Raw genomic sequence first — 26,107 nt, forward strand, 5'->3', positions numbered from 1 at the left:
GCCTTCGCGGACTAACACGTCCGACAGATCACGCGGACTGTCCATCAACCGCAGGTCCAGACGCTGCCATCCGACACGGAATTGCGGATCCTACAAGCCGGTGGAGGTTTTGATGAGGTGTTCGCCGGAACGGACGCGCGGGTCCTCAAGATTCCGCCGCGCTCACCCTGACGAACGCATTCGCCGAGCGGTTCGTCGGCACACTTCGGGCGCGAATGCCTCGATCCCTTCTGGTTCACAGCGAGCGGTATCTTCGATGGGTGCTGGCCAAGTGCGAACGCCACTACACCGAGCACAGGCTGCATCGGGCCCTGTAGCTACGCTTGCCACCCCATGATCCGGCCGAAGTGATCGATCTCAGGGCTCGAATACAGCGACGAACCACCCTCTGCGGCCTGAGCATGAGCATCACCGAGCCGCCTAATGACGCGATGAAACCGCAGGCCAGCGCCACGAGCAGTTTCGGGCACGCTCAGAGGGCCGGATGTTTCCGGACGGCATACGCCGTTGTGCGGGACATCTTCAGTACCCGGGGCGGCTTCGGTGGCGCTGTCGTCGTCGACCGGGCGCCCGATTGCGCACCGTGCCGAAGCCAATCGATGAGTCGCGCATTCTCCTCTCCACGGATTCAGACGAAACGGATCGGTGGCGTACTCCACGAGTATTCGCATGAGGTTTCGCCAGGTGCAGGGTTGGGGTCAGGTCCGGGCGTCCAGGTGTTGCTGGATGGCGGCCATCACGGCATGGGGGGAGGTTGATCGGGTGAAGGCGGCGACGACGACCTGGTCGCCGTTCTCCTGGGGTTGTTCCAGGTGGCGGAAGGTGGCGATCACGTAGCGGAGGGCGTGATCGAGGGGCCCGGAGGGGTCGTAGGTGCCGCCCGAGCGGAGCCAGCCGCGCAAGACCTGGTTATGGGCGGCCACGACGGAGGCGGCCATGAGCTCGGCGCGCAGGTCGGCATCGGGCGAGTCACCCAGCCATTCGCCGACGAATTCGCGGAACAACCGCTGATAGCGAGCCACGCTGGTGATCTCGCGGTCGCGGAGCGCCGGCACCTTGCGGACGAGGCGGTAGCGGCGTAGCGAGACCTCGGCGTCGTCGACGTAGTTGGCGAGCACGAGGCGGACGGCGTCGGTGATGGCGACGATCGCGGTGTCGGCGGTGGAGGCGCGGAGGCGGGCGTCGACCATGGCGAGCAAGGTGTCGTGGTCGGGGAAGATCGCGTCTTCTTTGGAGCGGTAGTAGCGGAAGAACGTGCTGCGGCTGACGCCTGCTCGGGCCGCGATGTCGTCGACGGTGGTGGAGTCGTAGCCGTTTTCGTCGAAGAGCGCCACGGCGGCTTCGGCGAGGCGCTGGCGGATGGGCGGTGTGGGCACATGGCCATTCTCTCGGACTCGAGGGTGTTCAATCATAGGGAGACTGAGTATCATTATCTTGAAACTCAGTCTTACGCTTGGATGGTGGTGCATGGAGCCGCATGGCACTGCGGGCAGTCTCGCCCGTCTGAAGGAGCGTCTGGACGATGCGGTCCACGTGGGCGAGGCCCGGGCGGCGGCCAAGCAGCACGTGAAGGGCAAGCTGACGGCTCGGGAGCGGATCGAGCGGCTGCTGGACGCCGGTTCGTTCGTGGAGCTGGACGCCCTGGCCCGGGGCGGCCTGGTGTACGGCGATGGGGTGGTCACCGGTCACGGGACGATCGACGGCCGCCCGGTGTGCGTCTTCTCGCAGGACTTCACCGTCTCCGGCGGCAGCCTGGGCGAGGTGTACGGGCAGAAGATCTGCAAGGTCATGGATCTGGCCGTGCGCAACGGGTGCCCGATCGTCGGCATCAACGAGGGCGCGGGCGCGCGCATCCAGGAGGGTGTGGTCTCGCTCGGCTTGTACGGCGAGATCTTCCGCCGCAACATCCGCGCCTCCGGCGTGATCCCGCAGATCTCGCTCATCATGGGCGCGTGCGCGGGCGGTCACGTCTACTCGCCGGCGCTCACCGACTTCACGATCATGGTGGATGAGTCGTCGCACATGTTCGTGACCGGCCCGGACGTCATCAAGACCGTCACCGGCGAGGATGTCACCTTCGAGGACCTGGGCGGCGCCCGTGTGCACAACAGCCGCAGCGGCACCGCCCACTACCTGGCCCAGGACGAGGACGACGCGCTGGACTACGCCCGGGCGCTGCTGTCGTACCTGCCGCAGAACAACCTCGACGAGCCGCCGCACCTGGAGTTCGAGGCGGACCTGGCATTGGCCGCCGAGGACCTGGCGCTGGACGCGCTGGTGCCCGACTCGCCGAACCAGCCCTACGACATGCACCATGTGATCGCGGCGCTGCTGGACGACGGGGAGTTCCTGGAGGTGCAGCCGCTGTTCGCGCCCAACATCGTGGTCGGCTTCGGGCGCGTCGAGGGCCGGCCGGTCGGCGTGGTGGCCAACCAGCCGATGCGGCTGGCCGGGACGCTCGACATCGACGCCTCGGAGAAGGCCGCCCGGTTCGTGCGCACCTGCGACGCCTTCAGCATCCCGGTGCTCACGCTGGTGGACGTGCCCGGCTTCCTGCCCGGCACCGACCAGGAATGGAACGGCATCATCCGGCGCGGCGCCAAGCTGCTGTACGCCTACGGAGAGGCCACGGTCCCACTGGTGACGGTGATCACCCGCAAGGCGTACGGCGGCGCCTACGACGTGATGGGCTCCAAGCATCTGGGCGCGGACGTCAACCTGGCCTGGTCCACCGCGCAGATCGCGGTGATGGGCGCACAGGGCGCGGTCAACATCCTGCACCGCAAGCGCCTGGCCGCCGCCGACGACCCCGACACGCTGCGCGCCGAGCTGATCCAGGAGTACGAGGACACGCTGGCCACCCCGTACCTGGCGGCCGAGCGCGGATACGTGGACGCGGTGATCGCGCCCAGCCAAACCCGGCGCGAGGTCACCCGCGCGCTGCGGCTGCTGCGCGGCAAGCGCGACGCCCTGCCGCCCAAGAAGCACGGGAACATCCCGCTATGAACGTGGTCAAAGGCAACCCGTCGCAGGAAGAACTGGCCGCGCTCGTCCTGGCGTTCTTGGTCATGCAGGCTCCCGCCCCGGCCACGCCGCCGCCCTTTCCCCGGCGCGTGCTGCGCCGCCCCCTGGCGACCGACCCCCGCGGGTGGCGGGAGTCGAGATGGACCCTTGGAGGAGTGCTGTGAGCACGAGCTTGCGCAAGGTACTGATCGCCAACCGCGGCGAGATCGCCGTCCGCGTCATCCGGGCCTGCAGGGACGCCGGCATCGGTTCCGTGGCCGTGTACGCCGACCAGGATCGCGACGCGCTGTTCGCGCGGATGGCCGATGAGGCGTACGCGTTGGGAGGTGCCACGCCGGGGGAGACGTACCTGTCGATCGACAAGATCATCGAGGTGGCGGTGCGGTCCGGCGCGGACGCGGTGCATCCCGGGTACGGCTTCCTGGCCGAGAACGCCGCCTTCGCCCAGGCGGTCATCGACGCCGACCTGGTGTGGATCGGGCCGTCGCCGGAGGCGATCACCGCGCTCGGCGACAAGGTGCAGGCCCGACACATCGCCCAGCGAGTCGGCGCGCCGCTGGTGGCGGGCACGCCGGATCCGGTGTCCGGGGCGGAGGAAGTGCTGGCGTTCGCCGCCGAGCACGGCTTGCCGATCGCGATCAAGGCGGCGTTCGGCGGTGGCGGGCGCGGGCTCAAGGTCGCCCGCACACTTGAGGAGATCCCCGACCTGTACGACAGCGCGGTGCGCGAGGCGGTGTCGGCCTTCGGACGGGGCGAGTGCTTCGTGGAGCGCTACCTGGACCGTCCCCGGCACGTGGAGACCCAGTGCCTGGCCGACCGGCACGGTACCGTGGTCGTGGTCTCCACCCGGGACTGCTCGCTGCAGCGCCGCCACCAGAAGCTGGTCGAGGAGGCACCCGCGCCGTTCCTGTCCGCCGAGCAGGAGGCGCTGCTGCGCGAGGGCTCCAAGGCGATCCTGCGCGAGGCCGGATACGTCGGCGCCGGGACGTGCGAGTTCCTCGTCGCCCAGGACGGCACGATCTCCTTCCTGGAGGTCAACACCCGCCTGCAGGTCGAGCACCCGGTCACCGAGGAGGTCACCGGCATCGACCTCGTACGCGAGATGTTCCGCATCGCCGCGGGGGAGCCGCTGGGCTACGACGACCCGGAGCCGCGCGGGCACTCCATCGAGTTCCGGATCAACGCCGAGGACGCCGGGCGTAACTTCCTGCCCGCCCCCGGCACCATCACCCGTTGGAACGCCCCCTCCGGTCCAGGCGTCCGCCTGGACACCGGCTACGAGCAGGGCGAGACCGTGCCATGCGCCTTCGACTCGCTGATCGCCAAGCTGATCGTCACCGGCGCCACCCGGGAGCAGGCCATCCAGCGCGCCCGGCGGGCGCTGGCCGAGTTCGAGATCGACGGCATGCCGACCGTGCTGCCGTTCCACCGGGCGGTCGTGGCGGAGCCGACCTTCGCCGCGGAGCCCTTCACCGTGCACACCCGCTGGATCGAGACGGAGTTCGACAACCGGATCGCCCCCTACGAAGGCCGGGTCGCGGTCGAGGAACCGGGGGAGCAGGAGCGGATCACCGTCGAGGTGGCGGGCAAGCGCCTGGAGGTCGTCCTTCCCGCCGCCATGAAACCGCGTGCCGCCAAGAGCGCCGCCCCCCGGCGCAACACCCGGACCGGTGCGGCGAAGACCTCGGTCGGTGGTAACGCCCTGGTCAGCCCCATGCAGGGCACCATCGTCAAGGTCGTGGCCTCGGACGGCGACGACGTGCTCGTCGGCGACACCATTGTCGTGCTGGAGGCCATGAAGATGGAGCAGCCGCTCACCGCGCACAAGACCGGGACCGTGGTCAGCATGTCCGCCCAGGTCGGCGCCACGGTGGCGGCGGGCGCCGTCATCTGCGAGATCAAGGACCCGGCGTGACCCCGGCCACGCGGGAACAGTGGCGGGAGCTGGCCCGGGAGGCACTGCGCAATTCCGGACGTGACGTCGAGTCGCCGGAGCGGGCTCTGGCCACCACGACCTACGACGGCATTGCGATCGCCCCGCTGCACGACGCCACCGACCTGCCCGAGACTCTTGGATTGCCGCCTTCTGCGGCGCGAACGCCGGGCGCCCCCTGGGAGGTCCGGCAACGTCACGAGGTCGCCGACCCCGAGGCCGTCCTGGCCGACCTAGAGAACGGCGTCGACTCGCTCTGGCTCGCCGTCGCTCCCCACGACCTACCCCGTCTCCTCAAAGGCGTGCACCTGGACCTGATCTCGATCGTGCTGGACGCGGGGAACCGAACCCGGGAGGCTGCGGACACGGTTCTGGCACTGGCCGATGGTAGGCCCCTGCGGGGCTGTCTCGGTGCCGACCCCATCGGCCACGCCGTACGCCACGGAACGAACCCTGACATGTCGTGCATGATCGAGTTGGCACACCGCTGCGCTAACGCCCTGCCCGGTATGCGGGCGATCGTCGTGGACGCCACCCCCTACCACGAGGCGGGCGGCGGCGATGCCGAGGAACTCGGCTGCTCGATCGCGACCGGCCTGACCTACCTGCGCGAGCTCACCGGTAACGGCTTCAGCATCCGCGAGGCGTTCGGCCAACTGGAGTTCCGGTACGCCGCGACCGCCGACCAGTTCGCCACCATCGCCAAGTTGCGCGCGGCCCGGATGCTGTGGGCGCGGGTGGCCGAGGTGTGCGGCGGCCCGCCCAGCCAGCTCCAGCACGCGGTGACCTCGGCGGCGATGATGACCCGACGCGACCCGTGGACGAACATGCTGCGCACCACCCTGGCCAGCTTCGCGGCCGGAGTGGCGGGGGCAGACGCAGTGACTGTGCGGCCGTTCGACGACGCGCTCGGCCTGCCCGATGGCTTCTCCCAGCGCATCGCCCGCAACACCTCGGCGCTGCTGGTCGAGGAGGTCCACACGGCCAAAGTAGCCGACCCGGCCGGAGGCTCCTGGTACGCCGAACGCCTCACAGCCGACCTGGCCGACAAAGCCTGGCAGTGGTTTCAGGAGATCGAAGAAGCAGGCGGGATGCCCGAAGCGCTCGGCGTCATCAAGGACCGGCTGGCGGCCACCCAGGCGCAGAGATCGCGCGACATCGCCCGCAGAAGGACCCCGATCGTTGGTGTCAGCCAATATCCGCACCTGACCGAGACGCCGCCCATGCACACCCCCACCCAGAGCACGCCGGAGGGGGCGCTGCCCAGGATCCGCTACGCCCAGGACTTCGAGGACCTGCGCGACCTGGCCGATGCCCAATCGGCCCGCCCGCGGGTGTTCCTGGCCGCCATCGGGCCGGTCGGCGAGCACAGCGCCCGGGTCTCGTTCGCGGAGAGCCTCTTCCACGCGGGCGGCATCGAGACGGCGACCGGGCGCCCCGACTACTTCGCAGCCAGCGGTGCCACGGTGGCCTGCCTGTGCTCCAGCGACCGTCTGTACGACGACCACGCCACCGCAGTGGCCAAAGCCCTGCGCGCGGCGGGTGCGAAGAGGATCTGGCTGGCCGGGCGGGACCGCTACGACGGTGTGGACGCCAACCTGTACGCGGGGTGCGACGTGCTCGACGTGCTCCGCACCACGCTCCTGGAGGTGGGCGCGTGATCCCGGACTTCCGCGGCGTCGACTTGACCGGCTCGACGCAATACGAGCAGGAAAAGCCCAACACGAGTCCGTGGAACAGCCCGGAGGGCATCCCGATCAAACCGGTCTACACGCCGGCGGACCTGGAGGGCTGCGACCCGCACGGCTATCCTGGCATCGCGCCGTACGTCCGCGGCCCGTACCCCACCATGTATGTGACCCGCCCGTGGACCATCCGCCAGTACGCCGGCTTCTCCACCGCCGAGGAGTCAAACGCGTTCTACCGGCGCAACCTCGCGGCCGGGCAGAAGGGCCTGTCGGTGGCCTTCGACCTGGCCACCCACCGCGGCTACGACTCCGACCACCCACGGGTGGCCGGCGACGTGGGCATGGCCGGGGTGGCGATCGACTCCATCGCCGACATGCGGATCCTGTTCGACGGCATCCCGCTCAACAAGATGTCGGTGTCGATGACCATGAACGGCGCCGTCCTGCCCATCCTGGCCCTGTACATTGTGGCCGCCGAGGAACAGGGTGTCGCGCCGGAGCAGCTCACCGGGACCATCCAGAACGACATCCTCAAGGAGTTCATGGTCCGTAACACCTACATCTACCCGCCCGCCCCCTCAATGCGGATCATCTCCGACATCTTCGCCTACACCAGCGAGAAGATGCCGAAGTTCAACTCCATTTCCATCTCCGGCTACCACCTGCAGGAGGCAGGGGCGACCTGCGATCTGGAACTGGCCTACACGCTCGCCGACGGCATCGAATACCTGCGCGCCGGGGTCGCCGCCGGGCTCGACATCGACGCATTCGCCCCGCGGCTGTCGTTCTTCTGGTGCGTCGGCATGAACTTCTTCATGGAGGTCGCCAAACTTCGCGCGGCCCGTCTGCTGTGGTCCGGCCTGGTACGCGACGCAGGCGCGCAAGACCCGCGATCGCTGGCGCTGCGTACCCACTGCCAGACCTCCGGCTGGTCGCTGACCGCCCAGGATGTGTTCAACAACGTCGTGCGCACTTGCGTCGAGGCTATGGCCGCCACCCAAGGACACACCCAGTCCCTGCACACCAACTCCCTCGACGAAGCGCTCGCGCTGCCGACCGACTTCTCGGCCAGGATCGCCCGCAACACCCAGCTCGTCCTCCAGCACGAATCGGGCACCACTCGCGTGATCGACCCATGGGGCGGCTCCTACTACGTCGAACGCCTCACCCACGACCTCGCCGAACGCGCCTGGGCCCACATCCAGGAGGTCGAGGCCGCCGGCGGCATGGCCAAAGCCATCGAGGCCGGGCTGCCCAAACTCCGCATCGAGGAGGCCGCCGCCCGCACCCAGGCCCGCATCGACTCCGGCCTCCAGCCGGTCATCGGCGTCAACAAGTACCGCACCGAAACCGAGGAGCCCATCGAGGTCCTCAAGGTCGACAACACCGCCGTCCGCGCCACGCAGATCGAACGCCTGCGCAAGCTCCGTGCCGAACGCGACCCGGACGCCGTCCGCCGCGCCCTCGACGCGCTCACCCGCGGCGCCGCCACCAACGCCAACCTCCTGGCCCTGGCAGTGGACGCCGCTCGCGCCCACGCCACCGTCGGCGAGATCTCCGACGCCTTGGAACAGGTGTTCGGCCGTCACCAGGCTGGCGTCCGCACCATCACCGGTGCTTACCTCCAGGAGATGGGCACGGCAACCGACGCGGTCCGCGCCGCCTGTGCGGCCTTCGCCGAGGCCGAGGGCCGCCGCCCACGCATCCTGGTGGCCAAGGTGGGCCAGGATGGCCATGACCGCGGCCAGAAGGTGATCGCCACCGCTTTCGCCGACCTGGGCTTCGACGTGGACGTCGGCCCCCTCTTTCAGACCCCCGAAGAGGTCGCCCGCCAGGCCGTCGAGGCCGACGCGCACATCGTCGGCATTTCCTCCCTGGCAGCCGGCCACCTCACCCTCGTGCCCGCCCTCCGCGCGGAACTGGCCGCAGCCGGTCGCGATGACATCATGATCGTCGTAGGAGGCGTCATCCCACCCGCCGACGTGCCCGCTCTGCGCCAGGCCGGGGTAGCAGGCGTCTTTCACCCCGGTACCGTCATCACCGATGCAGCCCTCGACCTGCTCCGTAAACTATCGGCCCACTTGGGCCACAACCTCGCCGCATGACAAGCGGAGCTGCCCGGCTGGTGCGCTCCTGGGGTCCCGGTAGTCCTGGCCGAAAATACAACGGATATCGCTGACCTGCGGTGATGCGGGGGCCAGCGTCGGGTGTTCTGATCGCCCCCGCTACGGTTCGTACCGTTTGATTGGTACGTCGTGGAGGTGGTCGGTGTCGACGCGGTTGTTCTCTGATGGGCAGTTGGAGCAGCTGCGGTCGTTCCCCGACATCGGCCGGGATGATCTGATTCGGTTCTTCACGCTGACGCCGGCTGATGTCGCGTTCGTCGACCTGGGCCGTGGGAGGGGCCCGGCGGACCGCCTGGGCTTTCTGTTCAGCTGTGTACGTTGCCGTGGCTTGGGTTCGTGCCGGATGAGGTGAGCTCGGCGCCGCCGGTGGCGTTGGCCAGGCTGGCGAAGCGGCTGGGTGTGGATGCGGCGGTGCTGGAGGAGTACGGCAGGCGGGAGCAGACCCGGACCGATCATCTGCGGTCGGTGGCGAAGTATCTGGGGTGGAAGCAGGCATTGCCGGGCAACGCGGAGTTCAAGGAGCTGGAGCAGTTCCTGCTGGACCGGGCGATGGAGCACGACTCGCCGACGTTGTTGTTCAACCTGGCGCGTGAGTATCTGATCGCGGCGAAGGTGATCCGGCCGGGTGTGGTCACCCTCATGGAGATTGTCGGGACGGCGCGTAACGCAGCCACCGATCTCATCCCGCAGACGGTGGCCGATCTGCTGACCGAGCAGGTCTGTAGTGATCTAGATCGGATCGCAACGCCCCTTGCTCAGTACGGCGTCCCCGGTCTGGTGCTGGAGCGTCAGCGCGTCCTCGCCGACGAGCAGTACATGACCGTTTATAACCCATCCAGCCGCAGGCGGAGGCTGCCGCCGAACTTGCCGTCGCCCTCGCCAAAGGGCAGCGGCCACCCGCCAATCTGGTGAACGCCGCGTTCGCGAACGGACGCAAAGACGTTCCCACGGTCAACACGCCCATCAAGACCGGCACCCAGAAAGACGTCCTGCCGATCATCATCAAGGACGGCGATCCGATGGCGCAGGGTGTGTTGGGGGTGGTGCGGCCGGATGCAGCATCGCCTGCGCCCACTCTGATTTCAGCGCGCTGCCGAGCCACCGTCAGCTGGGCCTTACGGCCGTTGAGCGCCTTCGGGGAGCACCCGTTCCGGGCGTGCCAAGCCCTTGGCCTGCACATTTCGGTAGTGGATGGTGTTAAGGCTGAAACTCTTGACAGTTCTCAGATCGCCCTCGCATAGTGGTCAGAAGCATCTGAAAAAACGCTTTTGCACTTGGAGGTCCCCCGTGCGGATTGTCGCCATCAGTTCCAGTCCACGCCACGACGGCAACTCGTGGACGCTGGCCGAGGCCGCCGCCAAAGGGGCGCGCGAGGCCGGCCACGAGGTCGAGACGGTCCACCTCTCCGATTTCGTTGACGGCATGCTGGACGACTGCCGCCGCTGCCGGCGAAGCGACGGCACATGCGGGATCGGCGACGGCTACGAACGGCTGCTCATGGAGCACATCGTGCCCGCGGACGGGCTGATCATCGCGACCCCGCTGCACTGGTACGGGATCACGGGGCGTTTGAAAACCTTCTTCGACCGCCTATTCTGCTACACCGCAGGCAGCTCCCCTGTGGGCGAACAGGTCTCGGCGGCGCTGCCGGGCAAACGAGTCGCGCTGATGATCTCCTGCGAGGAAAGCTATCGCGGCGCGACCCTCGCGGTCGAGACCCAGCTTCAAGAGCTCACCCGGTACCTGCATCAGGAACTGGTGGGCGTCGTCGTCGGTATCGGCAACAGCCGCGGCGAGGTGGAGTCCGACCCGTCCCGACCGCTGGAGCGGGCCGCCGATCTCGGACGCAGGTTGTTCGAGGTGCGAGTGACCGACTACCGGCTGGACACGCCCCGCTCGAACCGTATCTGGGGGCCGCAGGACGCCACGGCGTCGTGGAGTGAGTCCTACTAGCGAGCACTGCCAAAGGTCGCCTGGTCGGCCGAGGCGCTTGAGAGCCGGGTTGGACGGTATCCGGCAGGGCATGGACCCCGGCCAGGCCAGGGACGACCTGACCTACCTGGCCGACGTTGACCGGCTGCCGCACTCGCTCTTCGACGCCGTCGAGGCGTTCCGAGCCGACCCGCTGACCGCCGAGGTCTTCCACGAGCAGTTCATCAGCGACTACGCCGAGATGAAGCTCGGCGAGTGGGAGCGCGCAAACGTGGAGGTCACCGACCGCGAACGCTCTGCCTACCTGCTGAACCTGTGACCGCCGTCGCGGTCATCATCGGTAGGACGTGCAAACACCTGAGGCTCCATCGCGGCTACACCGGCTGCGTGCTTTGCCGTCGACGGAACCCCCTGCTGACCCCACCTCCGGGATCGGCGGCCGACTGGCCGAGACGCTCCGGCACGGCATCAAAGCCAAGCCCGGCAGCCTGATCGAACATGCACTGGCTGGCGTGGACACCGTCAGCTCCCACCATCACCAAGCGATCGCGATCCCGGACATCTGCTACGGGCAACCGCCTGGGCACACGAAGGAGCCCTGGAGGCGCTGGAGGGGCCGGGCCTCCTTGACCTCCAGCGGCATCCGAAGACCGAGGCCGGATCGGAGACACCTGCGCACGTTCCAGTGACTGGTGCGCGGAGAAGCAGAAAGAGGGAACCTCAACGATGAGCTCTGATGTGGCGGCCGAACCACCTCGGTCCAGAACCTACGAGGACCGGGTCGGCAAGATCGAGCAATGCGGGATCGATTACATCCCCGAGAACACCCGCAAGTCGTCTCCCAGAAACCTATTCACCATCCTCTTTGGTGGCAGCCTGACCTTCAGCGTCATCATCATCGGCTGGTTCCCCATCAGCTTCGGGCTGGGGTTCTGGCAGGCGGCCTCCGCCGTGGTGGCCGGGTCAGCCGCAGGCGCGGCGCTACTGGCACCAATGGGCCTGATGGGGCCGCGTACTGGCACCAACAACCCGGTTTCCAGCGGGGCGTTCTTCGGTGTCGCCGGACGGCTGATCGGCTCGCTGCTGGAGGCGACCGCGTCGCTGGCGTTCGCCGCGCTCAGCATCTGGACCGGCGGCGATGCTTTGGGCGGAGCGCTGGCGGCTTTCTTCGGCATCGAAGATGCCACGGTCCCCCGCCTGGCCGCCTACGCGGTGCTCAGCGTGATCGTCACAGTGATGTCGGTGCTCGGCCATGCCAATATGGTCGCCGCACAACGCTTCATGATCCCCACCGCCGGACTGTGCCTAGTTGCCGGGATCTTCGTGTATGCCCCCGACTTCAACCCTTCCTACTCGGGCACCGGCGCGTATGCCTTCGGCTCGGCGGCAGCCACGTGGGTGGTGTCGGCGCTGATCTGCGCGTCCACGGTTGCCTCCTACGGAGCCTACGCCGGCGACTGGACCCGGCACATCTCCGGCAAACTGCACACGGACGGCTCGATTATGCGGTCGCTGCTGCTCGGCGGGGTGTTCGGCATGGGCGGTCCGTTCATGTGGGGCACCTTCACCGCCGCAGCCGTCATCGGCGGCGGCCACGCTACCACTGACACGCCGTACGTGCTGGGGCTGGTGAATGCCGCGCCCTTGTGGTTCGTGCCGGCGCTGATCTACTTGGGCCTCGCAGCCGGTACCGCTCAGGCTGTCATCAACACCTACGGAACCGGCCTGGACACCTCCGCGATCATTCCGCGCCTCAACCGCGTCCAGGCTACGCTGGTCGCGTGTGGGCTGGCCACGGTGCTGGTCTACATCGGCCACTTCAGCGCGGCCGTGGCTGATGCGGTGAGTGTGTTCCTACAGCTCCTGGCCTGTTTCTCCATCCCGTGGATCGTCATGGTGGCGATCGGGCACCGGCGCCGCCGCGGCTTCTATGAGCCCGACGCCCTGCAGGTGTTCAATCGGGGCGAGCGGGGCGGCATCTACTGGTTCTGGCACGGCTTCAATGTTTGTGGCATGACGGTGTGGATCATCGCGGCCGGTTCGGGGCTGTTGTTTGCGAGCAATGCCTGGTACGTGGGGCCAGGTGCGGCGCTGGTCGGTAAGGCCGACCTGGGCTTCCTGGTCGCTGGCGTTATCGCCGCCGTCCTTTACCCGCTGGCCATCAAGATCTTCCCCGAGCCGGACGAGGTCTACGGGCCGTCCACCTGAGGGGCGGCACCGCACTCCCTTGAAGTAAACTTAGGCTTACTATCGGGTCCGGTATGGGGAGTGTGGTGTCACCCACAATTCATGACGTGGCGGCGGCCGCTGGAGTTTCGATCACCACGGTCTCACACGTCCTCAGCGGGCAAGGCCGGATCTCCGAGACGACCCGCCGACGGGTGGCCAAGGTGGTGGCTGACCTCGGTTACCAGGCCAACACACACGCCCAGCAGCTGGTCACCCGCCGCAGCCGCATCCTGGCGATCCAGCTCGCCAACTCGATCGAGGTGGTTACCGGCGCCGCCTTGGTCCCGAACTCCGACTACTTCCTCGAAGTGCTCAACGGCGCGGCAGAGGCGGCGGCGGAGGCGGCGTACGCGCTGCTGCTGACGCCGCCCGACGCCGATCTCTACAGCCTGAACTCGTTCGCGGTCGACGGGGCGATCCTGGTGGATCCCCGCGGCGACGAGCCGTTCTTCGCCACGGGCTGGGCCCGCGACCATCCCCTGGTGACCACGGGACGGCCGATCGCCGTCCCCCAAGCGGTGCCCGTCGTCATTGACAACGACCTGGTCGCGGCGGCCGAGTTGATGCTCGACCACTTGGAACGCAACGGCTACCGTCGGCCCGCCGTCATCACCACCGACACCTCGCGCTCCTACACCTTCGACCTCGTCGCCGGGTACACGCGCTGGACCGCCGCCCGCGGGCTCGCCCCTATGGTCGCCGAGTTGGACGAACCGCCTACCGTCGATGACGTGGCCCGCGCGCTCGGCCACCTGCTGGACCGCCCGGAGCCCCCGGACGCCATCTTCACGACCTCGGAGAATCTGGCCCTGAGCGTCCTGCACGAGGCCAGGGCGCGCGGCCTCGACGTGCCCGACCGCCTCGGCATCTGCAGCGCCGTCGACAGCGGCTCGCTGCAACTGACTTCTCCGCAGGTCACCGGCATGTTCGTCCACCCCCGTGAGGTAGGACGCAAGGCAGCGGCGGCGCTCATGGCCCTCATCGACGACGGCGGGACGACAGAGCGCACGATCGAGATCCCCGTCCAGCTGAACGCACGCGCCTCGACACGACGTGACTCGCGTTTGTGAGAACGCAGAGGCTCTGACAACTACCCTGCCTTTGCCGCCAGGCGTAGGGCAGCATCAAGGAGATCCTGGTCAGCGCACCAGGCGAAAGAACGAGCGAACCTCGTCCATGTACAGCTCAGGCTGTTCCATCGCCGGGAAGTGGCCGCCCCTGGCGAACTCCTTCCACAACCGAGTACGGCAGCTTGAGCTTGAACGGGACATCTTGCGGCGAACGGTCAAGCAGGTCTGCGACCTTCACATCGTCAACGCCTGATCACAAACGGGTCCGCGCCGTCAACCCCCGAAGGACTTCCGGCGCAGAGCACTTAGAGTCCCAGTGCTTCGCAGGCTTCCTGGAAGGGGCTCATCGGGGCCCGGTAGGCGCCTGCTCCGACCTGTCCGCCGCCCTTGCCCGGGAGGCCGACGTCCATGAGGGGTGTCGTACCGGACTGGACAACGCGCCGGATGTCGATGCCGGCTGGGCAGCCGCGGTAGTCGAGCGCGGGGATCTTGAAGGTCGGATGCTCGGTGTGCGCGACGGCGTACATTTCGAGGTTCCGCTCGATCAGCGCCTGTGCGCTGCCGCCCTGGTAGCTCTGGAGTGGGAACGCTGCGGCTTGGGCCAGCCCGCCGAGCCCGCAGACCTCGGTGATGATGCTTTCGCCGCCCATCACCTCCAGGTCGTCCCGGGTGTGGCCGGGAAAGAGGTGGCAATCCTGGAGCGTCGGCAGCGGGCCGCGGAACCAGCGGTCACCGGTGCCCGAGACGCGGATGCTGAACTCCGAGCACGACATCGCCATGGCCGTCACCAGGGTGGACCCCTCGACGTCACGCATCGAGTCTGCCATCACCTTGCACGCCGCCATGCTCGGGCGCAGGAAGAAGTAGTCACCAGCCGCGAGGTAGTCCGTCAGGACCTTCTGGTCGCGCTCGTTCAGCGACAACAGGCCAGGCAGGATCTCGCGGAGGAACAGCAAAGAGGCCGCGCTATTGCGGCTGTGCAGCTCGTCGCCCTGCCGCAGGGCCCGTTCGATGATCGGCTTCAGTGGGACGCCTCCGACCGCCTGGATCGCGGTTCGCAGCGCCGGCGCGACCTCGTTCTTCAGCTGGTCCAGGTTCACGCGGACGTCGTCGTTCCACACCCCGTAGTTCAGCCGTGCCGGTGAGGCGCCTTCGAACAGGGTGCAGAAGCCCCTGCGCCCGGTGCTCGCGTCCTCCACAACCAGTACGGGCATGCTCGCGCTGGTGATGCCGGCTACCGAACCGACGACGCCGTGGTCGTGACAGCCGTCGATGGTGAGCGCGCCTTCGCGCAACAGGGTCTCGGCTTCGTCAATCGTGCTGGCGAACCCCTCGTAGACCGCCGCGCCGAGAAGGCCCAGCCGCTGCCCACCGGTGTAGGCATCCGCGGCCAGCGGTGCTCCGGAGGTCAGGATCGTCCGGGTGGTCATGCCGGGGACGACCTCATGGGCGGGAGCGACATCAATGAGTACGGGCTGGCTGTTGAACAGGCGTGAGATCGACTCGTCGTTCGCCGCGTCGACGTTGGTGGTTACGGGAGTGGGCATCAGTTCTCCGGGAAATCAGGTGCTGACGGGACTGGCTGGCGCTGACGCATCAATCCGCGGAGCCGGCGGGCGGCGTCGAGGTGAGTGCGTCGTCGCCGCTCACGGACTTGTTCGCGGGGGTGCCGTCGTCCAGCCACACGTGGTTGGAACGCGGCGTGTCGAGGCGGTAGTCGGTGACGTGGGCTTCGAAGAGACGGCGACCGAGATCGTAGGCGCGCTGCAACGGATTCGAGGGGTCCCGCCTGACCTCGCCCCGGGTGTTGGCCACACCAACGACGACGCCGACCAGCTCCTGGCGGTTGTAGCGGGTGAGCTCCTGGAACTGGGCGATCAGCCCGAGCGTGGCTCCCTGGTAGGTCTCCTCGCACGAGATCACCACCCCGACCCGCTTGCCGGGCAGGGAAGCCATGATCCGCTCGCCGTCCGGTGCGCTGTTCGAGGTGTAGCAGAACAGCCGGTCGATGAACGCCTTCATCCGGCCCGCCATCCCGTAGTAGTGCAGCGGGGTGGCCAGGATGAGGGCGTCCGCCGGGACCACGTGGTTGACAAGGAGCTCCCCGTAGTTGTCGCCGATGGTGCACTGGCCGTTGGCGTCCCGGCACGTCTTGCAGTCGCCGAGGAGCCCGGCCACATAGTCCGCCAGAAAAAGCGTTTCCACATCGTGACCTGCGTCTTTCGCTCCGCGGGCGGCCTCTTGCGACAGGGTCGCCGAGTTGCCGTCGCGGCGCGAGCTGGCGTTCAGAACAACAACCTTCATCTGTCTACTCCTTGCTGCCAAAGCGCTTTGGCTAATCAGCATCCATCGCCCCAGCCAGTTCCGCAAGGGGCTTGACGCCTGTTGCGACACGGTCCGATACTCGCAGCCAAAGCGCTTTGGCAGGTCGGACCCCGACCCCGATGCCGGCGCCGGGCAGAGGAGATCGTGTGGATACCGTCAAGGAAATCAATTCCGATCATGTTGAGCTCGCGAAAGAGCTCGCCGGTCAGGGCGTCAAGTACGCCGTGGCCAGCTGGATCGACGTTCTCGGCCGTGCGAAGTCGAAGACCGTTCCGATCAGCCACCTGCCGAATCTGCTCGCGGGGTCAGAGCGCTACACCCCGCGCGGAATGGGCGGGATCGGGCAGATGAACCCGGTTGAAGATGAGGGGGCGGCAATTCCCGACATCGACAGCCTCAAGGTGCTCCCATGGGACCGCCGGTTCGCCTGGATGACCGCCGATCTCTACATCGGAGGCCGGGAGCCCCACGCGCTGTGTCCGCGCTCGGTGCTCAAGCGGCAGGCCCAGGCCGCCCGGGATCTGGGTTACGTGGTGCAGCTCGGGGTGGAGCCGGAGTTCTACGTGTTCAAGCCCGAGTCGCTTGAGGTGGGCGCCGGTCGGCTCATCCCGATGGCGCTGAGCGAGGAGATCAAGCCGTCCCCGGCCTACGACGTCCAGCCGGTGCTCGACTCCATGGCATTCCTGGACCTGATGTGCGACTGGATGGAGGAGCTCGACTTCGGTCTGTTCAGCTTCGACTCCGAAGGTGGTGAGGGTCAGTACGAGTTCGACTTCGCGCACGCGCCGGTGGTGCAGTCCGCCGACCGGCTCACGCTGTTCCGGTTGATGGTCCGCCAGGCCGCGAAACAGTGCGGGATGCTGGCGACCTTCATGCCGAAGCCGTACGCCGAAGCCTGGGGCTCGGGCGCTCACTTCAACATGAGCCTGGAGGACCTCTCCGGCAACAACCTCTTCCGTGAGGAGACCGGCCGACAGGGCTGGTCGAAGGAGACGTACCAGTTCGTGGCGGGAGTGCTTGAGCACGCGCCCGCGCTGACCGCACTGGCCAACCCGGTCACCAACTCCTACCGGCGGCTGGTGTCACGGCTGGTCGACGGTCAGGTCAGCTGGGCGCCGACCAAGGCCAGCTACGGGTACAACAACAGGTCGTGCATGCTGCGGCTGCCCGCCAACCGCCCGGCGATCGAGAACCGCGCGGTCGACAGCGCCGCGAACACCTATCTGACGGCCGCGTACATGCTGGCCAGTGGTCTCGACGGCATCGCGCAGGGGATGGACCCGGGCGAGCCACGTGACGACCTGACCTATGATGCTGACGGTCCGGTCCTGCCCCGCACGCTGCTGGAGGCGATCGAGGCGTTCAAGGCGGACCCGCTGACCAACCAGGTCTTCCATCGCGGCTTCATCGATGACTACGTCGCGATGAAGCTGGCGGAGTGGGAGGGGGACCACGCCGAGGTCACCGATTCCGAACGCTCGCGCTACCTCCTCAACCTGTGAGCGTGATCGGCATCTCCGTGGGACTGTCCCCCTCGGAGTTGGAGAACCAGTCCCGGTACGTCGAGGCCGTGCTCGCCGTCAGCGGCACACCGCTGCTCCTCCCCGCCTCGCATTTGCCGGCCAAACGGTTGGTCGCCGCCCTGGAGGCGGTGGACGGGCTGCTGCTGGCCGGTGGTGGAGATGTGCACCCCTCGTACTACCGGGAGGAGGCGAGTGCGGAACTCGACGAGGTAAACCGCACCCGCGACGAGGCCGAGCTGGCGGCGCTGGAGTGGATGATGAGCCACCGCCGTCCAGTCCTGGGCATCTGCCGCGGCGCTCAGCTGATGGCAGTCGCCACAGGCGGATCGCTCATCCAGGATCTGCCCACTCTCGGTCACTCCGGACACAAGGACCCCGGGGGTGGCTACGCCGCGCGGTCGCATCCCATTAGGACAAAGCCAGGGAGCCTTGTCGGCGAACTGCTGGACGGGCTCACCGAAGTCAACTCGCATCACCACCAGGCCGTTCGGGATCCAGGTCAAATACTCGTACCCACAGCGTGGTCCGAGGACGGAATAATCGAGGCGCTTGAGGCGCCTCGACTCCTGGCTCTCCAGTGGCACCCGGAAGTAAGCGCAGGCGCCTCAAACCTGCATCAGCGGCCGTTTGCATGGCTGGTGCATGGAGAAAGCAAGTGGCTGGGATGACGGAAGAAACTGCACGGCGCGCTTCGGTCGCGCCGGAAGCTCATCATCAGTACCGAGACCAAGTCGGCAAGATCGAACAGTGCGGCATCGAGTACATCCCCGAGGAGGTGCGCAAGTCCCGTCCGCGCAACCTGTTCTCGATCCTCTGCGGGGGAAGTCTGACCTTCTCGGTCATCATCATTGGCTGGTTCCCCATCAGCTTCGGGCTGAGCTTCTGGCAGGCGGCCTCAGCCGTTGTCGTGGGCTCAGCGCTCGGTGCTCTCCTGCTCGCGCCGATGGGCTTGATGGGGCCACGGACCGGAACCAACAACCCCGTGTCAAGTGGTGCGTTCTTCGGTGTGGCCGGCCGGATCATCGGGTCGGTCCTTGAGGCGACCGCGTCGCTGGCGTTCGCGGCGCTGAGCATCTGGACGGGTGGTGACGCCCTGGCCGGCGCGTTGACCCGGTTCTTCGGCATCACCGACGACGGTCCGATGCGCCTCATCGCGTACGGCGTGCTCAGTGTCATCGTGGCTGCCGTCTCCGTTCTCGGGCACGCCAACATGGTCGCCGCGCAGCGGTTCATGATCCCGACCGCAGGCGCCTGCATGGTGGTCGGCTTCTTCGTCTACCTGCCCGACTTCGACCCCAGCTACGCGGGAACCGGCTCGTACGCGCTGGGCTCCGGGCTCTCGACCTGGCTGCTCTCGGTCCTGCTCTGCGCGTCAACGGTCGCGTCGTACGGACCGTACGTCGGTGACTGGACCCGGCACATCGCACCGAAGGTGCACGGTGACCGGAGCGTCATGCGCGCTCTGTTCCTGGGCGGACTGTTCGGCATGGGTGGCCCCTTCATGTGGGGGACCGTCACAGCCGCGGCGATCTTCGGGGCGGGTGCGACCGCGGACACACCGTACGTCTTCGGTCTGGTCGATGCCGCACCGCTGTGGTTCGTCCCGGCGCTGGTCTATCTCGGGCTCGCCTCGGGAACCGCGCAAGCCGTGATCAACACCTACGGCACAGGCCTGGACACGTCGGCGATCATCCCCCGGCTGTCGCGTGTCCAGGCGACGCTGACGGCGTGCACCCTGTCAACCGTGCTCGTGTATGTCGGCTACTTCGACGAGTCGATCGCGTCGGCCGTGAGTGTCTTCCTCCAGTTGCTGGCCTGCTTCTCGCTGCCGTGGATCATCATGATGACGATCGGGCACTTCCGCCGTCGCGGCTTCTACGACCCGATCCCACTCCAGGTGTTCAACCGGGGTCAGCGTGGCGGTATCTACTGGTTCTGGCGTGGATTCAACATCCAGGCGCTCGGGGTCTGGATCGTGTCGTCCGTCGCCGGACTGCTCTTCGCGAACAACACCTGGTTCGCCGGTCCTGGCTCCGATCTGGTTGGCGGCGCTGACATCGGCTTCCTGGTGGCGGCCGTGATCGCCGCGGCGCTCTACCCGATCGTCGTGCGTATCTTTCCGGAACCGGCCGAGGTGCTCGGCGGTGTGCCGGAGGAGGAGCGGACTCCCATCGTTGACTGATCCCGACCATGCCCCCCCGCAGCGGCCCCCAGCGGGCCGTCGCAGGTTTCCGCTAGCCTTGCGAAAGGGCTTTGACAAGGCTAGTGGACGGAGGCATCTCGGTATGGCACGCGTGACGATCCAAGACGTGGCCAACCACGCCGGGGTCTCCATCACGACCGTCTCGCACGTGCTGAGCGGACGAGGTCGGGTGGCGACCGAGACCCGCGAACGGGTGCTCACGTCGGCGCGGACGCTGCGATACCGCGCGAACATCCACGCACAACAGCTCATGACCCGGCGCAGTCGGACGCTGGCGGTGCAGATCGCCAACTCGGTCGAGGCGAGTGGTAGCTGCTCACTTGTGCCGAACTCGGAATACTTCCTCGAAGTTCTCAACGGCGCCGCCGAGATCGCCAACGAGCGCTCGTACGCGCTGCTTCTCGCCTCCCCGACATCGACGCCCGCGACGCTGGCAGGCTTCGCCGTGGACGGGGTCATCCTGGTGGACCCGACCGGGGAGGAGGCGTGGTTCTCCTCCCCGGTCAAGCCGAAGCCGCCGATCGTCACCACTGGCCGTCCGATCGTCAAACAGCGCAGGCCGCTCGTCACTGTGGACAACGATCTAGAGGCTGCCGCGATGCAGATGCTTGACCACCTCTGGGAGCAGGGATACCGCGATCCAGCGTTCATCACGACCGAGACAACCCGGTCCTACACGTGGGACCTCACTCAGGGATACCGCCGATGGGTAGCCGAGCGCAGGTTACGGGAACGCGTGATCGAGATCGCCGAGCAACCGACCCTCGACGATGCCGGGCAGGCACTGGCCTCCTTGCTCGACAGCCCCCGGCCGCCTGATTCTGTCTTCACCAGTGCTGAGAACCTCGCTCTGGGCGCTCTCCATGAAGCCCGGTGGCGAGAGATCTCCGTTCCCGGACAGCTCGGGATCTGTAGCGCGGTCGACAGTGGCTCGCTACAGCTCACGTCGCCGGCTATCACCGGCATGTACGTCCATCCCCGTGCCGTGGGGCGTAATGCCGCGTCGGCGCTGATCGACCTGATCGAGGAGGTCGGTCAGCCACCCCGCACCATCGCGATTCCGGTGGACCTGAACGTCAGGGCCTCCACTGTCCGGAAGGCACAAGGCACGCCCAGTACGGAGAAGTGATCCGGCACGTGAGCCTCTCGAAAGTTGAGCGGGGTCGTGCTGTTACCTGATCACGGTCGGTGATCGCATTTGTTGTGACTGTTCGTAATCGGTTCAGGGTCGCGGATCCTGAGCATGTGAGTGCCGCGCCCGTGTCTCCAGGTGGAAGCGTGGCGGGCTCGTCGCGGTCCGGGGTCTACGGCCCTCCCTGCGCACCGGCTACTCGGCGCCGGTACCCGCGTCAGAGAGCTGGTACGCCCGGGTGGCCGGGCCATTGTCGAGGTCGACCCGCCGGGGGTGAGCAGCCGTGTCGACCGGGTACGGCTGCGCCGCGACGATGTCGTGGGCGACTGGTTCGCCGAGCTGCGCTAGATTCTCGAACGGAGCGCACGGATTCGATCAACGGAATGCGGCCAGTGCGACCGGCTGTCACTTGCGCCACGTGGCGAGCCGTTCCTCGTACTCGGCCGCGACCGGCTCGAACGACTCGCCGAAGAAGATCCGGGCGGGCGGGTCGTCGGTGTCGGCCAACTCCAGGATCGGCCCGCGCATCGCCTTCGGGTCGCCGAGTTCCCAGGCGATTTCGGTGTCCGCGCGGATCTCGGCGTAGGCCGGGTGCTCGGCGCTGATACGGATGCTGCCGCCACCGAAGTCGGTCGAGTACGGGCCAGGCTCCAGGCAGATCACGTCGATGCCGAAGCGCATGACCTCCTTGCGGAGCGACTCCGACAGCCCCTCCACCGCCCACTTCGAGGCGTGGTAGCCGCCGATGCCAGGGAACGCCCGGACGCCGCCCTCGCTGGCGACCTGAATGATCCGGCCGTGGCCCTGCGCGCAGCACGGGCAGGACCGTCTGCGTCACCCACAGCGTGCCGAAGAAGTTGGTCTCCATCTCGGCGCGGATCTCGGTCTCGGTCAACTCCTCGACCATGCCGAAGTGGCCGTAGCCCGCGCTGTTGACCACCACGTCCAGCCCGCCGAAGTGCTCGGCTGCCTGGCCGCCCGCTTCGACGCCCGGTCCGGCACCGCCCTCGACGCCGTCGGTGAGTGGATGCGCGACACGATGCACACCCTCGACGAATGCGACGCCGACCAGGGCCGCAAGCCGGGGGAGACCTGGTCTCTCCGCATCGAACGCGCCACCTTGATAGCCGAGGACGAGGACCTCCGCGGCCGCGCCCGCTATTACGAACTGGAACGTCTGATCGCCGCTGCCATCGGCAAGGATCTGGGCCTACCGCCCAACGCGCTGGCCCCGCGCCTGACGGCGTACACCGTGATGGGCGGCCTGCGCGAGCTGTACATGACCCACGAGGCCCACCACCGCGACACCGCTACCGAGAGACTCCTTCCCCTGGTCGAGCGCGTACTCGACGTCGCCCGCGCGGGCCTGGCCGAGCTCCCGCCGGCTCGATTCGCTTCCTGAGTCCCACCGCCCGCCCGGGCGCGAGCACGTGACCCGCCCGGACGCCGGAGACGGGCCGGCGACCCGGCGGCGGCCGCCTCAGCCGGGACGCCGGGAACTGATTCGGGCTTCGATGGCGTCCAGCAGTGCCGCCAGGCCGAACTCGAACTCGTCGTGGCTTCCCACGCGCGACAGCTCTTCGGCGTGGGCGGTCATGATGGGGTACCGCTGAGGGTCCAGACCCTCGTAGAGCCTGCGGCGCAGCTGTTGCTCCACCAGGCTCGTGGAGTCCACGCCCAGGTTGAACTGCACCGACCCGACCACGAATGTACCGTTGCTCTACTGCGGCAGCTGCGCGGAGTGCGCGAGCGGCGACGTCCAGCGCTGCGACGCCGAGGGGCACGGCGTGCTGGGGATCTTCCAGGACGGCGGGATGGCCTCGGAGATCGTCGTCCCGGAGGTCACCCTGCTCCCGCTCCCCGGCGGGCTGCCGGTGGAGGACGCGTGTCTGGTCGAGCCGGGCTCCCGCACGGGCAGTACGACGTGGTCATCGACGCGGCCGGCGGGCCCACCGCGCTGGCCCGATGCGCCGAACTGGCCAGGCCGGGCGGCCGTGTCGTGGTGGTCGCCGTGTACTTCGAGACCGCCTCGTTCCCGGGCCCGACGAGCCTGGTCAAGGAACTTTCCTACATCAACGCCATCGCGTACGACCACCGCGACGGCCGCCGCGAGTTCGCCGAGGTGGCCGCGATGCTGGCCGACCAGCCGGAGATCGCGGAGACCGTCATCACGCACCGGTTCCCGCTGGCGGAGGCGACCGAGGCGTTCCGGGGGGCCGCCGACCGGTCAACCGGCGCGATCAAGGTCGTCCTGCACCCATGACGGTGCACTGTCCACACCGACTACTTGAGGAAGAGCCCATGGAGATCAGCGCCGCCGTGGTGGACAAGTACGTGTACGAGGCGCTGCGCGCGGGGGCGAGCGGGTTCCTGCTCAAGGACGCCCCGCCGGCGCAGTTGCTGAACGGCATCCGCACCGTCGCGTCGGGCGCCGCGCTGCTGGCCCCCGAGGTGACGCGGCAGCTCGTCGGCAGGTACGCGGCGGGGATCCGTCCCGCCGAGGGCACGCCGGACGACGCCGCCCTGACCCCGCGCGAACTGGAGGTGCTGCGCCTCATCGCCGACGGCAGGTCCAACAGCGAGATCGCCGCGACGTTGGTGATCAGCCAGGAAACCGTCAAGACGTACGTGTCGCGCATCCTCACCAAACTCGACCTGCGTGACCGCGTGCAGGCCGTGGTGTATGCCTACCGCAGGGGCCTGGTGACCTGAGATACATGGGCAGGCCGTCTCAGCCCATGCTCTGTCGATCGGGCTCGATGAGCGCGACGTGTCGCTCCTCGTCGCGGGAGTAGGGGCCGCCGATGTACTTCATGGCGATCCGGTCGACGATCGCCCAGGCGGCGTCGCCCTCGAGCCATTCGACGACCCTGCCGCGGACGATGACCGGCTGGAACGGGTTGCCGGCCGGCGTCAGGGAGAGCGCGACCCGCGGGTCGCGCCGCAGGTTGCGGGCCTTACGGGAATGTGGGCCGGTGAGGATCACGATGTGGTCGCCCTCCGTGCCGATCCAGACGGGGACGGAGTGGGGAGCGCCGTCGGGGAGGATGCTGGCGAGGTGGGCGATCGAGGTGCCGTCGAGCACGCGGCGGATGTCGGGGTTGAGCATCAGGATCATCTCCTGGCATGAAGTCTGTACTGGCTCTGGGTGGGCTTGTCGCGGGAGCGGACGTCTTTGCGGTGCCGGGTGATGAGGATCAGCGTTCGACCTCGTAATGGAGATGGGTGACGCCCGGCGCCGGGACGGCTTCGACCAGGCGCAGGCGCACGTGCTCGGGCAGCGCCTGGAAGAAGGGGCGGCCGCCGCCGAGCAGGATCGGCACCTGGTGGAGGATCACCTCGTCGACGAGCCCCGCCTTCAGGGCCTCGGTCGCGACGCCGCCGCCCATGAGGCCGACGTCCCTTCCGTCGGCGGCCTCGCGAGCCGCCGCGACCGCGTCCTCGATGCCGGTGGCGACCAGGGTCTGCCGCTCGGTCATCTCCGGCGCCGCCCGATGGCTGAGGACGAACAGCCGGGCCGTCGGGTGCGGGCCGCCGCCGCCGAAACGCTCGGAGTCCTCATAGGTGTTGCGCCCCGCCACGATCGCACCCACGCGTCCGGCGAGGGCGTCGAAGACCCGGGCACTGGGCCCGCTCAGCCGGAACCCGTCGAACACCTGACTGGGCGTGTCGCCATCGAAGTACCAGTCGAAGAGCATCGTTCCGTCGCCCAGTCCGCGCCCGTCGCCCGGGTCGCGCCCGGTGAGGTAACCGTCGACCGACACCGCGTGGGCGCTGAAGACCTTGCTCATCTTGCGACTCCTTTTGGGTTCCTTGAAGAGACTCCACTAGCGTAGCGCGATGAGTTCCGTAAGGGAACCCCAATTGCTAGACTGATCGCATGCAACGCACGAAGTTCGGGGAGATGGCCTGCTCCATCGCGCGCACCCTCGATGTGATCGGAGAGCCGTGGTCGCCGCTGATCCTGCGCGACGTATGGGTGGGGATGAGTCGCTTCGACCAGCTCCAGGCTGACCTAGGGATCTCGCGCAAGGTGCTGACCGAGCGGCTCAACCACCTCGTCGACCAGGGCGTTCTAGAGCGCCATCCCTACGACAATCGGCCGCGCTACGAGTACCGCCTGACGGTGAAGGGTGCCGAGCTGGTCGACCTGCTCATGGTCATGGCCGGCTGGGGGGACAAGTGGCTCGCCGGCGAGGCCGGGCCGCCGGTGCTCTACCGCCATCACGCGTGTGGCGAGATCAGCCGTGTCGACCTGCGCTGCGCCCACTGCGGCGAGCCGATGCACGCGAGCGACGTCGACTTCCTGCCAGGCCCAGGCGCAGCCGCGTGATCGGGACCGCCTCCACAGTTTCATGACACCCCAGGAGGCACCTGCCCGCACGTAATTGACGCCGGAAAGGACTGAACCATGCAGATCATCAAAAGGCCCGGCCCGCCCGCCGGGCTGCGCCGCAGGCTGTGGCGCCTCCCTATCCGGCTGTACCGGATAGGGCTGGGCCCGCTGCTGGGGCGCCGGATCATGCTGCTCGCCCACATCGGCCGCGTCTCCGGCCGGCCGCGCCAGGCCGTCATCGAGGTCATCGAACACGGAGAGCACGGCTACGTGGCCGCCTCCGGATTCGGGCCGAAGGCCGACTGGTACCAGAACGTCATGAAGACCCCAGACATCACCATCCAGGTCGGTGGCCGGACCCTCCAGGTGACCGCCACCCCGCTCCCCGCCGACGAGGGTGCGGAGATCATGGCCCGGTACGCCCCCCGTCACCCGGCCGCCGCCCGCCGGCTCTGCAAGATCATGGGCTTCGCGATCGACGGCAGCGCGCAGGACTACCGGGAGGTCGGGCGGCACATCCCGTTCGTGCGGTTCGCGCCACGTGCCTGATGCCCCCACCACGCTGGAGAAGCCGCCAGCGTCAGCA

General features: G+C 67.9%; 26 protein-coding genes and 4 pseudogenes. 23 read left to right on the forward strand and 7 right to left on the reverse strand.

Translation table 11 applies throughout. The features are described 5' to 3' along the window. Positions 1-167: 167 nt before the first annotated feature. Positions 168-317, forward strand: a complete 150-nt coding sequence (locus tag AB0F17_RS25330; RefSeq protein ID WP_358027867.1) for an integrase core domain-containing protein — start codon at positions 168-170, stop codon at positions 315-317. Positions 318-698: 381 nt separating this feature from the next. Here the strand turns inward: AB0F17_RS25330 and AB0F17_RS25335 are convergent, their stop codons facing one another. Next, positions 699-1,376 (reverse strand): TetR family transcriptional regulator, encoded by a 678-nt coding sequence (locus AB0F17_RS25335; RefSeq protein WP_358027087.1) that lies wholly within the window; start codon positions 1,374-1,376, stop codon positions 699-701. A gap of 91 nt (positions 1,377-1,467) precedes the next feature. On the opposite strand from AB0F17_RS25335, the gene AB0F17_RS25340 reads away from it, so the two are divergent. From AB0F17_RS25340 to AB0F17_RS25390, 11 genes and pseudogenes are all read left to right on the forward strand, one after another. Further along, entirely contained in the window at positions 1,468-3,006 is a 1,539-nt protein-coding gene (locus AB0F17_RS25340) for an acyl-CoA carboxylase subunit beta (protein ID WP_358027090.1), read from the forward strand. After that, on the forward strand, positions 3,003-3,188 hold the full coding sequence (locus tag AB0F17_RS25345; RefSeq protein WP_358027093.1) for an acyl-CoA carboxylase subunit epsilon: 186 nt from the start codon (positions 3,003-3,005) through the stop codon (positions 3,186-3,188). The genes AB0F17_RS25340 and AB0F17_RS25345 overlap by 4 nt, the downstream gene beginning before the upstream one ends. An 8-nt stretch (positions 3,189-3,196) precedes the next feature. Beyond that, positions 3,197-4,939, forward strand: a complete 1,743-nt coding sequence (locus tag AB0F17_RS25350; protein ID WP_358027870.1) for a biotin carboxylase N-terminal domain-containing protein — start codon at positions 3,197-3,199, stop codon at positions 4,937-4,939. Next, on the forward strand, positions 4,936-6,618 hold the full coding sequence (locus AB0F17_RS25355; RefSeq protein WP_358027096.1) for a methylmalonyl-CoA mutase family protein: 1,683 nt from the start codon (positions 4,936-4,938) through the stop codon (positions 6,616-6,618). Before AB0F17_RS25350 ends, AB0F17_RS25355 begins: the two co-directional genes overlap by 4 nt. Positions 6,619-6,641: 23 nt before the next feature. Further along, on the forward strand, positions 6,642-8,750 hold the full coding sequence (scpA, locus tag AB0F17_RS25360; RefSeq protein ID WP_358027873.1) for a methylmalonyl-CoA mutase: 2,109 nt from the start codon (positions 6,642-6,644) through the stop codon (positions 8,748-8,750). Positions 8,751-8,913: 163 nt separating this feature from the next. After that, positions 8,914-9,683 (forward strand): annotated as a pseudogene (locus AB0F17_RS25365) (DUF4158 domain-containing protein). Further along, positions 9,680-10,012 (forward strand): hypothetical protein, encoded by a 333-nt coding sequence (locus AB0F17_RS25370; protein WP_358027099.1) that lies wholly within the window; start codon positions 9,680-9,682, stop codon positions 10,010-10,012. Before AB0F17_RS25365 ends, AB0F17_RS25370 begins: the two are co-directional and overlap by 4 nt. A gap of 46 nt (positions 10,013-10,058) precedes the next feature. Then, on the forward strand, positions 10,059-10,724 hold the full coding sequence (locus AB0F17_RS25375) for a flavodoxin family protein (protein WP_358027101.1): 666 nt from the start codon (positions 10,059-10,061) through the stop codon (positions 10,722-10,724). After that, positions 10,711-11,022: a hypothetical protein gene (locus tag AB0F17_RS25380; protein ID WP_358027104.1), complete on the forward strand. Its 312-nt coding sequence runs from the start codon at positions 10,711-10,713 to the stop codon at positions 11,020-11,022. Before AB0F17_RS25375 ends, AB0F17_RS25380 begins: the two co-directional genes overlap by 14 nt. A gap of 407 nt (positions 11,023-11,429) precedes the next feature. Continuing rightward, positions 11,430-12,911 (forward strand): cytosine permease, encoded by a 1,482-nt coding sequence (locus tag AB0F17_RS25385; protein WP_358027106.1) that lies wholly within the window; start codon positions 11,430-11,432, stop codon positions 12,909-12,911. Positions 12,912-12,997: 86 nt separating this feature from the next. After that, positions 12,998-14,002: a LacI family DNA-binding transcriptional regulator gene (locus AB0F17_RS25390; RefSeq protein ID WP_358027109.1), complete on the forward strand. Its 1,005-nt coding sequence runs from the start codon at positions 12,998-13,000 to the stop codon at positions 14,000-14,002. A 305-nt stretch (positions 14,003-14,307) separates the two neighbouring features. On the opposite strand, the gene AB0F17_RS25395 is transcribed toward AB0F17_RS25390, so the two are convergent. After that, complete coding sequence (locus AB0F17_RS25395; protein ID WP_358027111.1) at positions 14,308-15,549, reverse strand: DUF1116 domain-containing protein; 1,242 nt, start codon at positions 15,547-15,549, stop codon at positions 14,308-14,310. Positions 15,550-15,598: 49 nt separating this feature from the next. Further along, positions 15,599-16,306 carry a flavodoxin family protein gene (locus AB0F17_RS25400; RefSeq protein WP_358027114.1) on the reverse strand — a complete coding sequence of 236 codons (708 nt, stop codon included), beginning with the start codon at positions 16,304-16,306 and terminating at the stop codon, positions 15,599-15,601. A gap of 167 nt (positions 16,307-16,473) precedes the next feature. Here AB0F17_RS25400 and AB0F17_RS25405 point away from each other — a divergent pair, with 167 nt between their 5' ends. The 5 genes from AB0F17_RS25405 (at position 16,474) to AB0F17_RS25425 (ending at position 21,533) form a co-directional block, all read left to right on the forward strand. After that, positions 16,474-17,829 (forward strand): hypothetical protein, encoded by a 1,356-nt coding sequence (locus tag AB0F17_RS25405; RefSeq protein WP_358027117.1) that lies wholly within the window; start codon positions 16,474-16,476, stop codon positions 17,827-17,829. A 2-nt stretch (positions 17,830-17,831) separates the two neighbouring features. Then, complete coding sequence (locus AB0F17_RS25410) at positions 17,832-18,518, forward strand: gamma-glutamyl-gamma-aminobutyrate hydrolase family protein (RefSeq protein WP_358027120.1); 687 nt, start codon at positions 17,832-17,834, stop codon at positions 18,516-18,518. Next, positions 18,515-20,032 (forward strand): cytosine permease, encoded by a 1,518-nt coding sequence (locus AB0F17_RS25415; RefSeq protein WP_358027123.1) that lies wholly within the window; start codon positions 18,515-18,517, stop codon positions 20,030-20,032. The genes AB0F17_RS25410 and AB0F17_RS25415 overlap by 4 nt, the downstream gene beginning before the upstream one ends. A 112-nt stretch (positions 20,033-20,144) precedes the next feature. Further along, a complete protein-coding gene (locus tag AB0F17_RS25420) occupies positions 20,145-21,182 on the forward strand; it encodes a LacI family DNA-binding transcriptional regulator (protein ID WP_358027125.1) in 1,038 nt (345 codons plus the stop codon). A gap of 141 nt (positions 21,183-21,323) precedes the next feature. Continuing rightward, a complete protein-coding gene (locus AB0F17_RS25425) occupies positions 21,324-21,533 on the forward strand; it encodes a hypothetical protein (RefSeq protein WP_358027127.1) in 210 nt (69 codons plus the stop codon). 57 nt (positions 21,534-21,590) lie between these two features. On the opposite strand, the pseudogene AB0F17_RS25430 reads toward AB0F17_RS25425, so the two are convergent. Further along, positions 21,591-22,128, reverse strand: a pseudogene (locus tag AB0F17_RS25430) (SDR family NAD(P)-dependent oxidoreductase). Between AB0F17_RS25430 and AB0F17_RS25435 the strand changes: the two are divergent. Further along, on the forward strand, positions 22,099-22,587 hold the full coding sequence (locus tag AB0F17_RS25435; protein WP_358027130.1) for a hypothetical protein: 489 nt from the start codon (positions 22,099-22,101) through the stop codon (positions 22,585-22,587). The pseudogene AB0F17_RS25430 and the gene AB0F17_RS25435 overlap by 30 nt on opposite strands. A 78-nt stretch (positions 22,588-22,665) precedes the next feature. On the opposite strand, the gene AB0F17_RS25440 is transcribed toward AB0F17_RS25435, so the two are convergent. After that, positions 22,666-22,890, reverse strand: coding sequence for a hypothetical protein (locus AB0F17_RS25440; RefSeq protein WP_358027133.1), 225 nt, complete (start codon positions 22,888-22,890; stop codon positions 22,666-22,668). Between AB0F17_RS25440 and AB0F17_RS25445 the strand changes: the two are divergent. The 3 genes and pseudogenes from AB0F17_RS25445 to AB0F17_RS25455 all read left to right on the forward strand — a co-directional run. Further along, positions 22,850-22,981 (forward strand): annotated as a pseudogene (locus tag AB0F17_RS25445) (hypothetical protein); the annotation flags it as partial. The gene AB0F17_RS25440 and the pseudogene AB0F17_RS25445 overlap by 41 nt on opposite strands. Positions 22,982-23,070: 89 nt before the next feature. Beyond that, positions 23,071-23,448, forward strand: coding sequence for a zinc-binding dehydrogenase (locus AB0F17_RS25450; protein WP_358027136.1), 378 nt, complete (start codon positions 23,071-23,073; stop codon positions 23,446-23,448). A 59-nt stretch (positions 23,449-23,507) separates the two neighbouring features. Then, a pseudogene (locus tag AB0F17_RS25455) lies at positions 23,508-23,897 on the forward strand (response regulator transcription factor); the annotation flags it as partial. A 19-nt stretch (positions 23,898-23,916) separates the two neighbouring features. On the opposite strand, the gene AB0F17_RS25460 reads toward AB0F17_RS25455, so the two are convergent. Continuing rightward, positions 23,917-24,303 carry a PPOX class F420-dependent oxidoreductase gene (locus tag AB0F17_RS25460; RefSeq protein ID WP_358027138.1) on the reverse strand — a complete coding sequence of 129 codons (387 nt, stop codon included), beginning with the start codon at positions 24,301-24,303 and terminating at the stop codon, positions 23,917-23,919. A gap of 79 nt (positions 24,304-24,382) precedes the next feature. Then, a complete protein-coding gene (locus AB0F17_RS25465; protein WP_358027141.1) occupies positions 24,383-24,976 on the reverse strand; it encodes a dihydrofolate reductase family protein in 594 nt (197 codons plus the stop codon). Positions 24,977-25,065: 89 nt separating this feature from the next. Here AB0F17_RS25465 and AB0F17_RS25470 point away from each other — a divergent pair, with 89 nt between their 5' ends. Beyond that, entirely contained in the window at positions 25,066-25,518 is a 453-nt protein-coding gene (locus AB0F17_RS25470) for a helix-turn-helix domain-containing protein (RefSeq protein ID WP_358027144.1), read from the forward strand. 78 nt (positions 25,519-25,596) lie between these two features. Beyond that, on the forward strand, positions 25,597-26,070 hold the full coding sequence (locus AB0F17_RS25475; RefSeq protein WP_358027147.1) for a nitroreductase family deazaflavin-dependent oxidoreductase: 474 nt from the start codon (positions 25,597-25,599) through the stop codon (positions 26,068-26,070). Positions 26,071-26,107: the final 37 nt, after the last annotated feature.

This window comes from Nonomuraea sp. NPDC026600 (assembly GCF_040638335.1).
Taxonomy (GTDB): Bacteria; Actinomycetota; Actinomycetes; order Streptosporangiales; family Streptosporangiaceae; genus Nonomuraea.

Bases quoted from the DNA above. Each gene is read 5' to 3' on its own strand.
- AB0F17_RS25465 (WP_358027141.1), bottom strand. From the start codon at position 24,976: ATGAGCAAGGTCTTCAGCGCCCACGCGGTGTCGGTCGACGGTTACCTC.
- AB0F17_RS25415 (WP_358027123.1), top strand. From the start codon at position 18,515: ATGACGGAAGAAACTGCACGGCGCGCTTCGGTCGCGCCGGAAGCTCAT.
- AB0F17_RS25460 (WP_358027138.1), bottom strand. From the start codon at position 24,303: ATGATCCTGATGCTCAACCCCGACATCCGCCGCGTGCTCGACGGCACC.
- AB0F17_RS25400 (WP_358027114.1), bottom strand. From the start codon at position 16,306: ATGAAGGTTGTTGTTCTGAACGCCAGCTCGCGCCGCGACGGCAACTCG.
- AB0F17_RS25385 (WP_358027106.1), top strand. From the start codon at position 11,430: ATGAGCTCTGATGTGGCGGCCGAACCACCTCGGTCCAGAACCTACGAG.
- AB0F17_RS25395 (WP_358027111.1), bottom strand. From the start codon at position 15,549: ATGCCCACTCCCGTAACCACCAACGTCGACGCGGCGAACGACGAGTCG.
- AB0F17_RS25470 (WP_358027144.1), top strand. From the start codon at position 25,066: ATGCAACGCACGAAGTTCGGGGAGATGGCCTGCTCCATCGCGCGCACC.
- AB0F17_RS25345 (WP_358027093.1), top strand. From the start codon at position 3,003: ATGAACGTGGTCAAAGGCAACCCGTCGCAGGAAGAACTGGCCGCGCTC.
- AB0F17_RS25475 (WP_358027147.1), top strand. From the start codon at position 25,597: ATGCAGATCATCAAAAGGCCCGGCCCGCCCGCCGGGCTGCGCCGCAGG.
- AB0F17_RS25340 (WP_358027090.1), top strand. From the start codon at position 1,468: ATGGAGCCGCATGGCACTGCGGGCAGTCTCGCCCGTCTGAAGGAGCGT.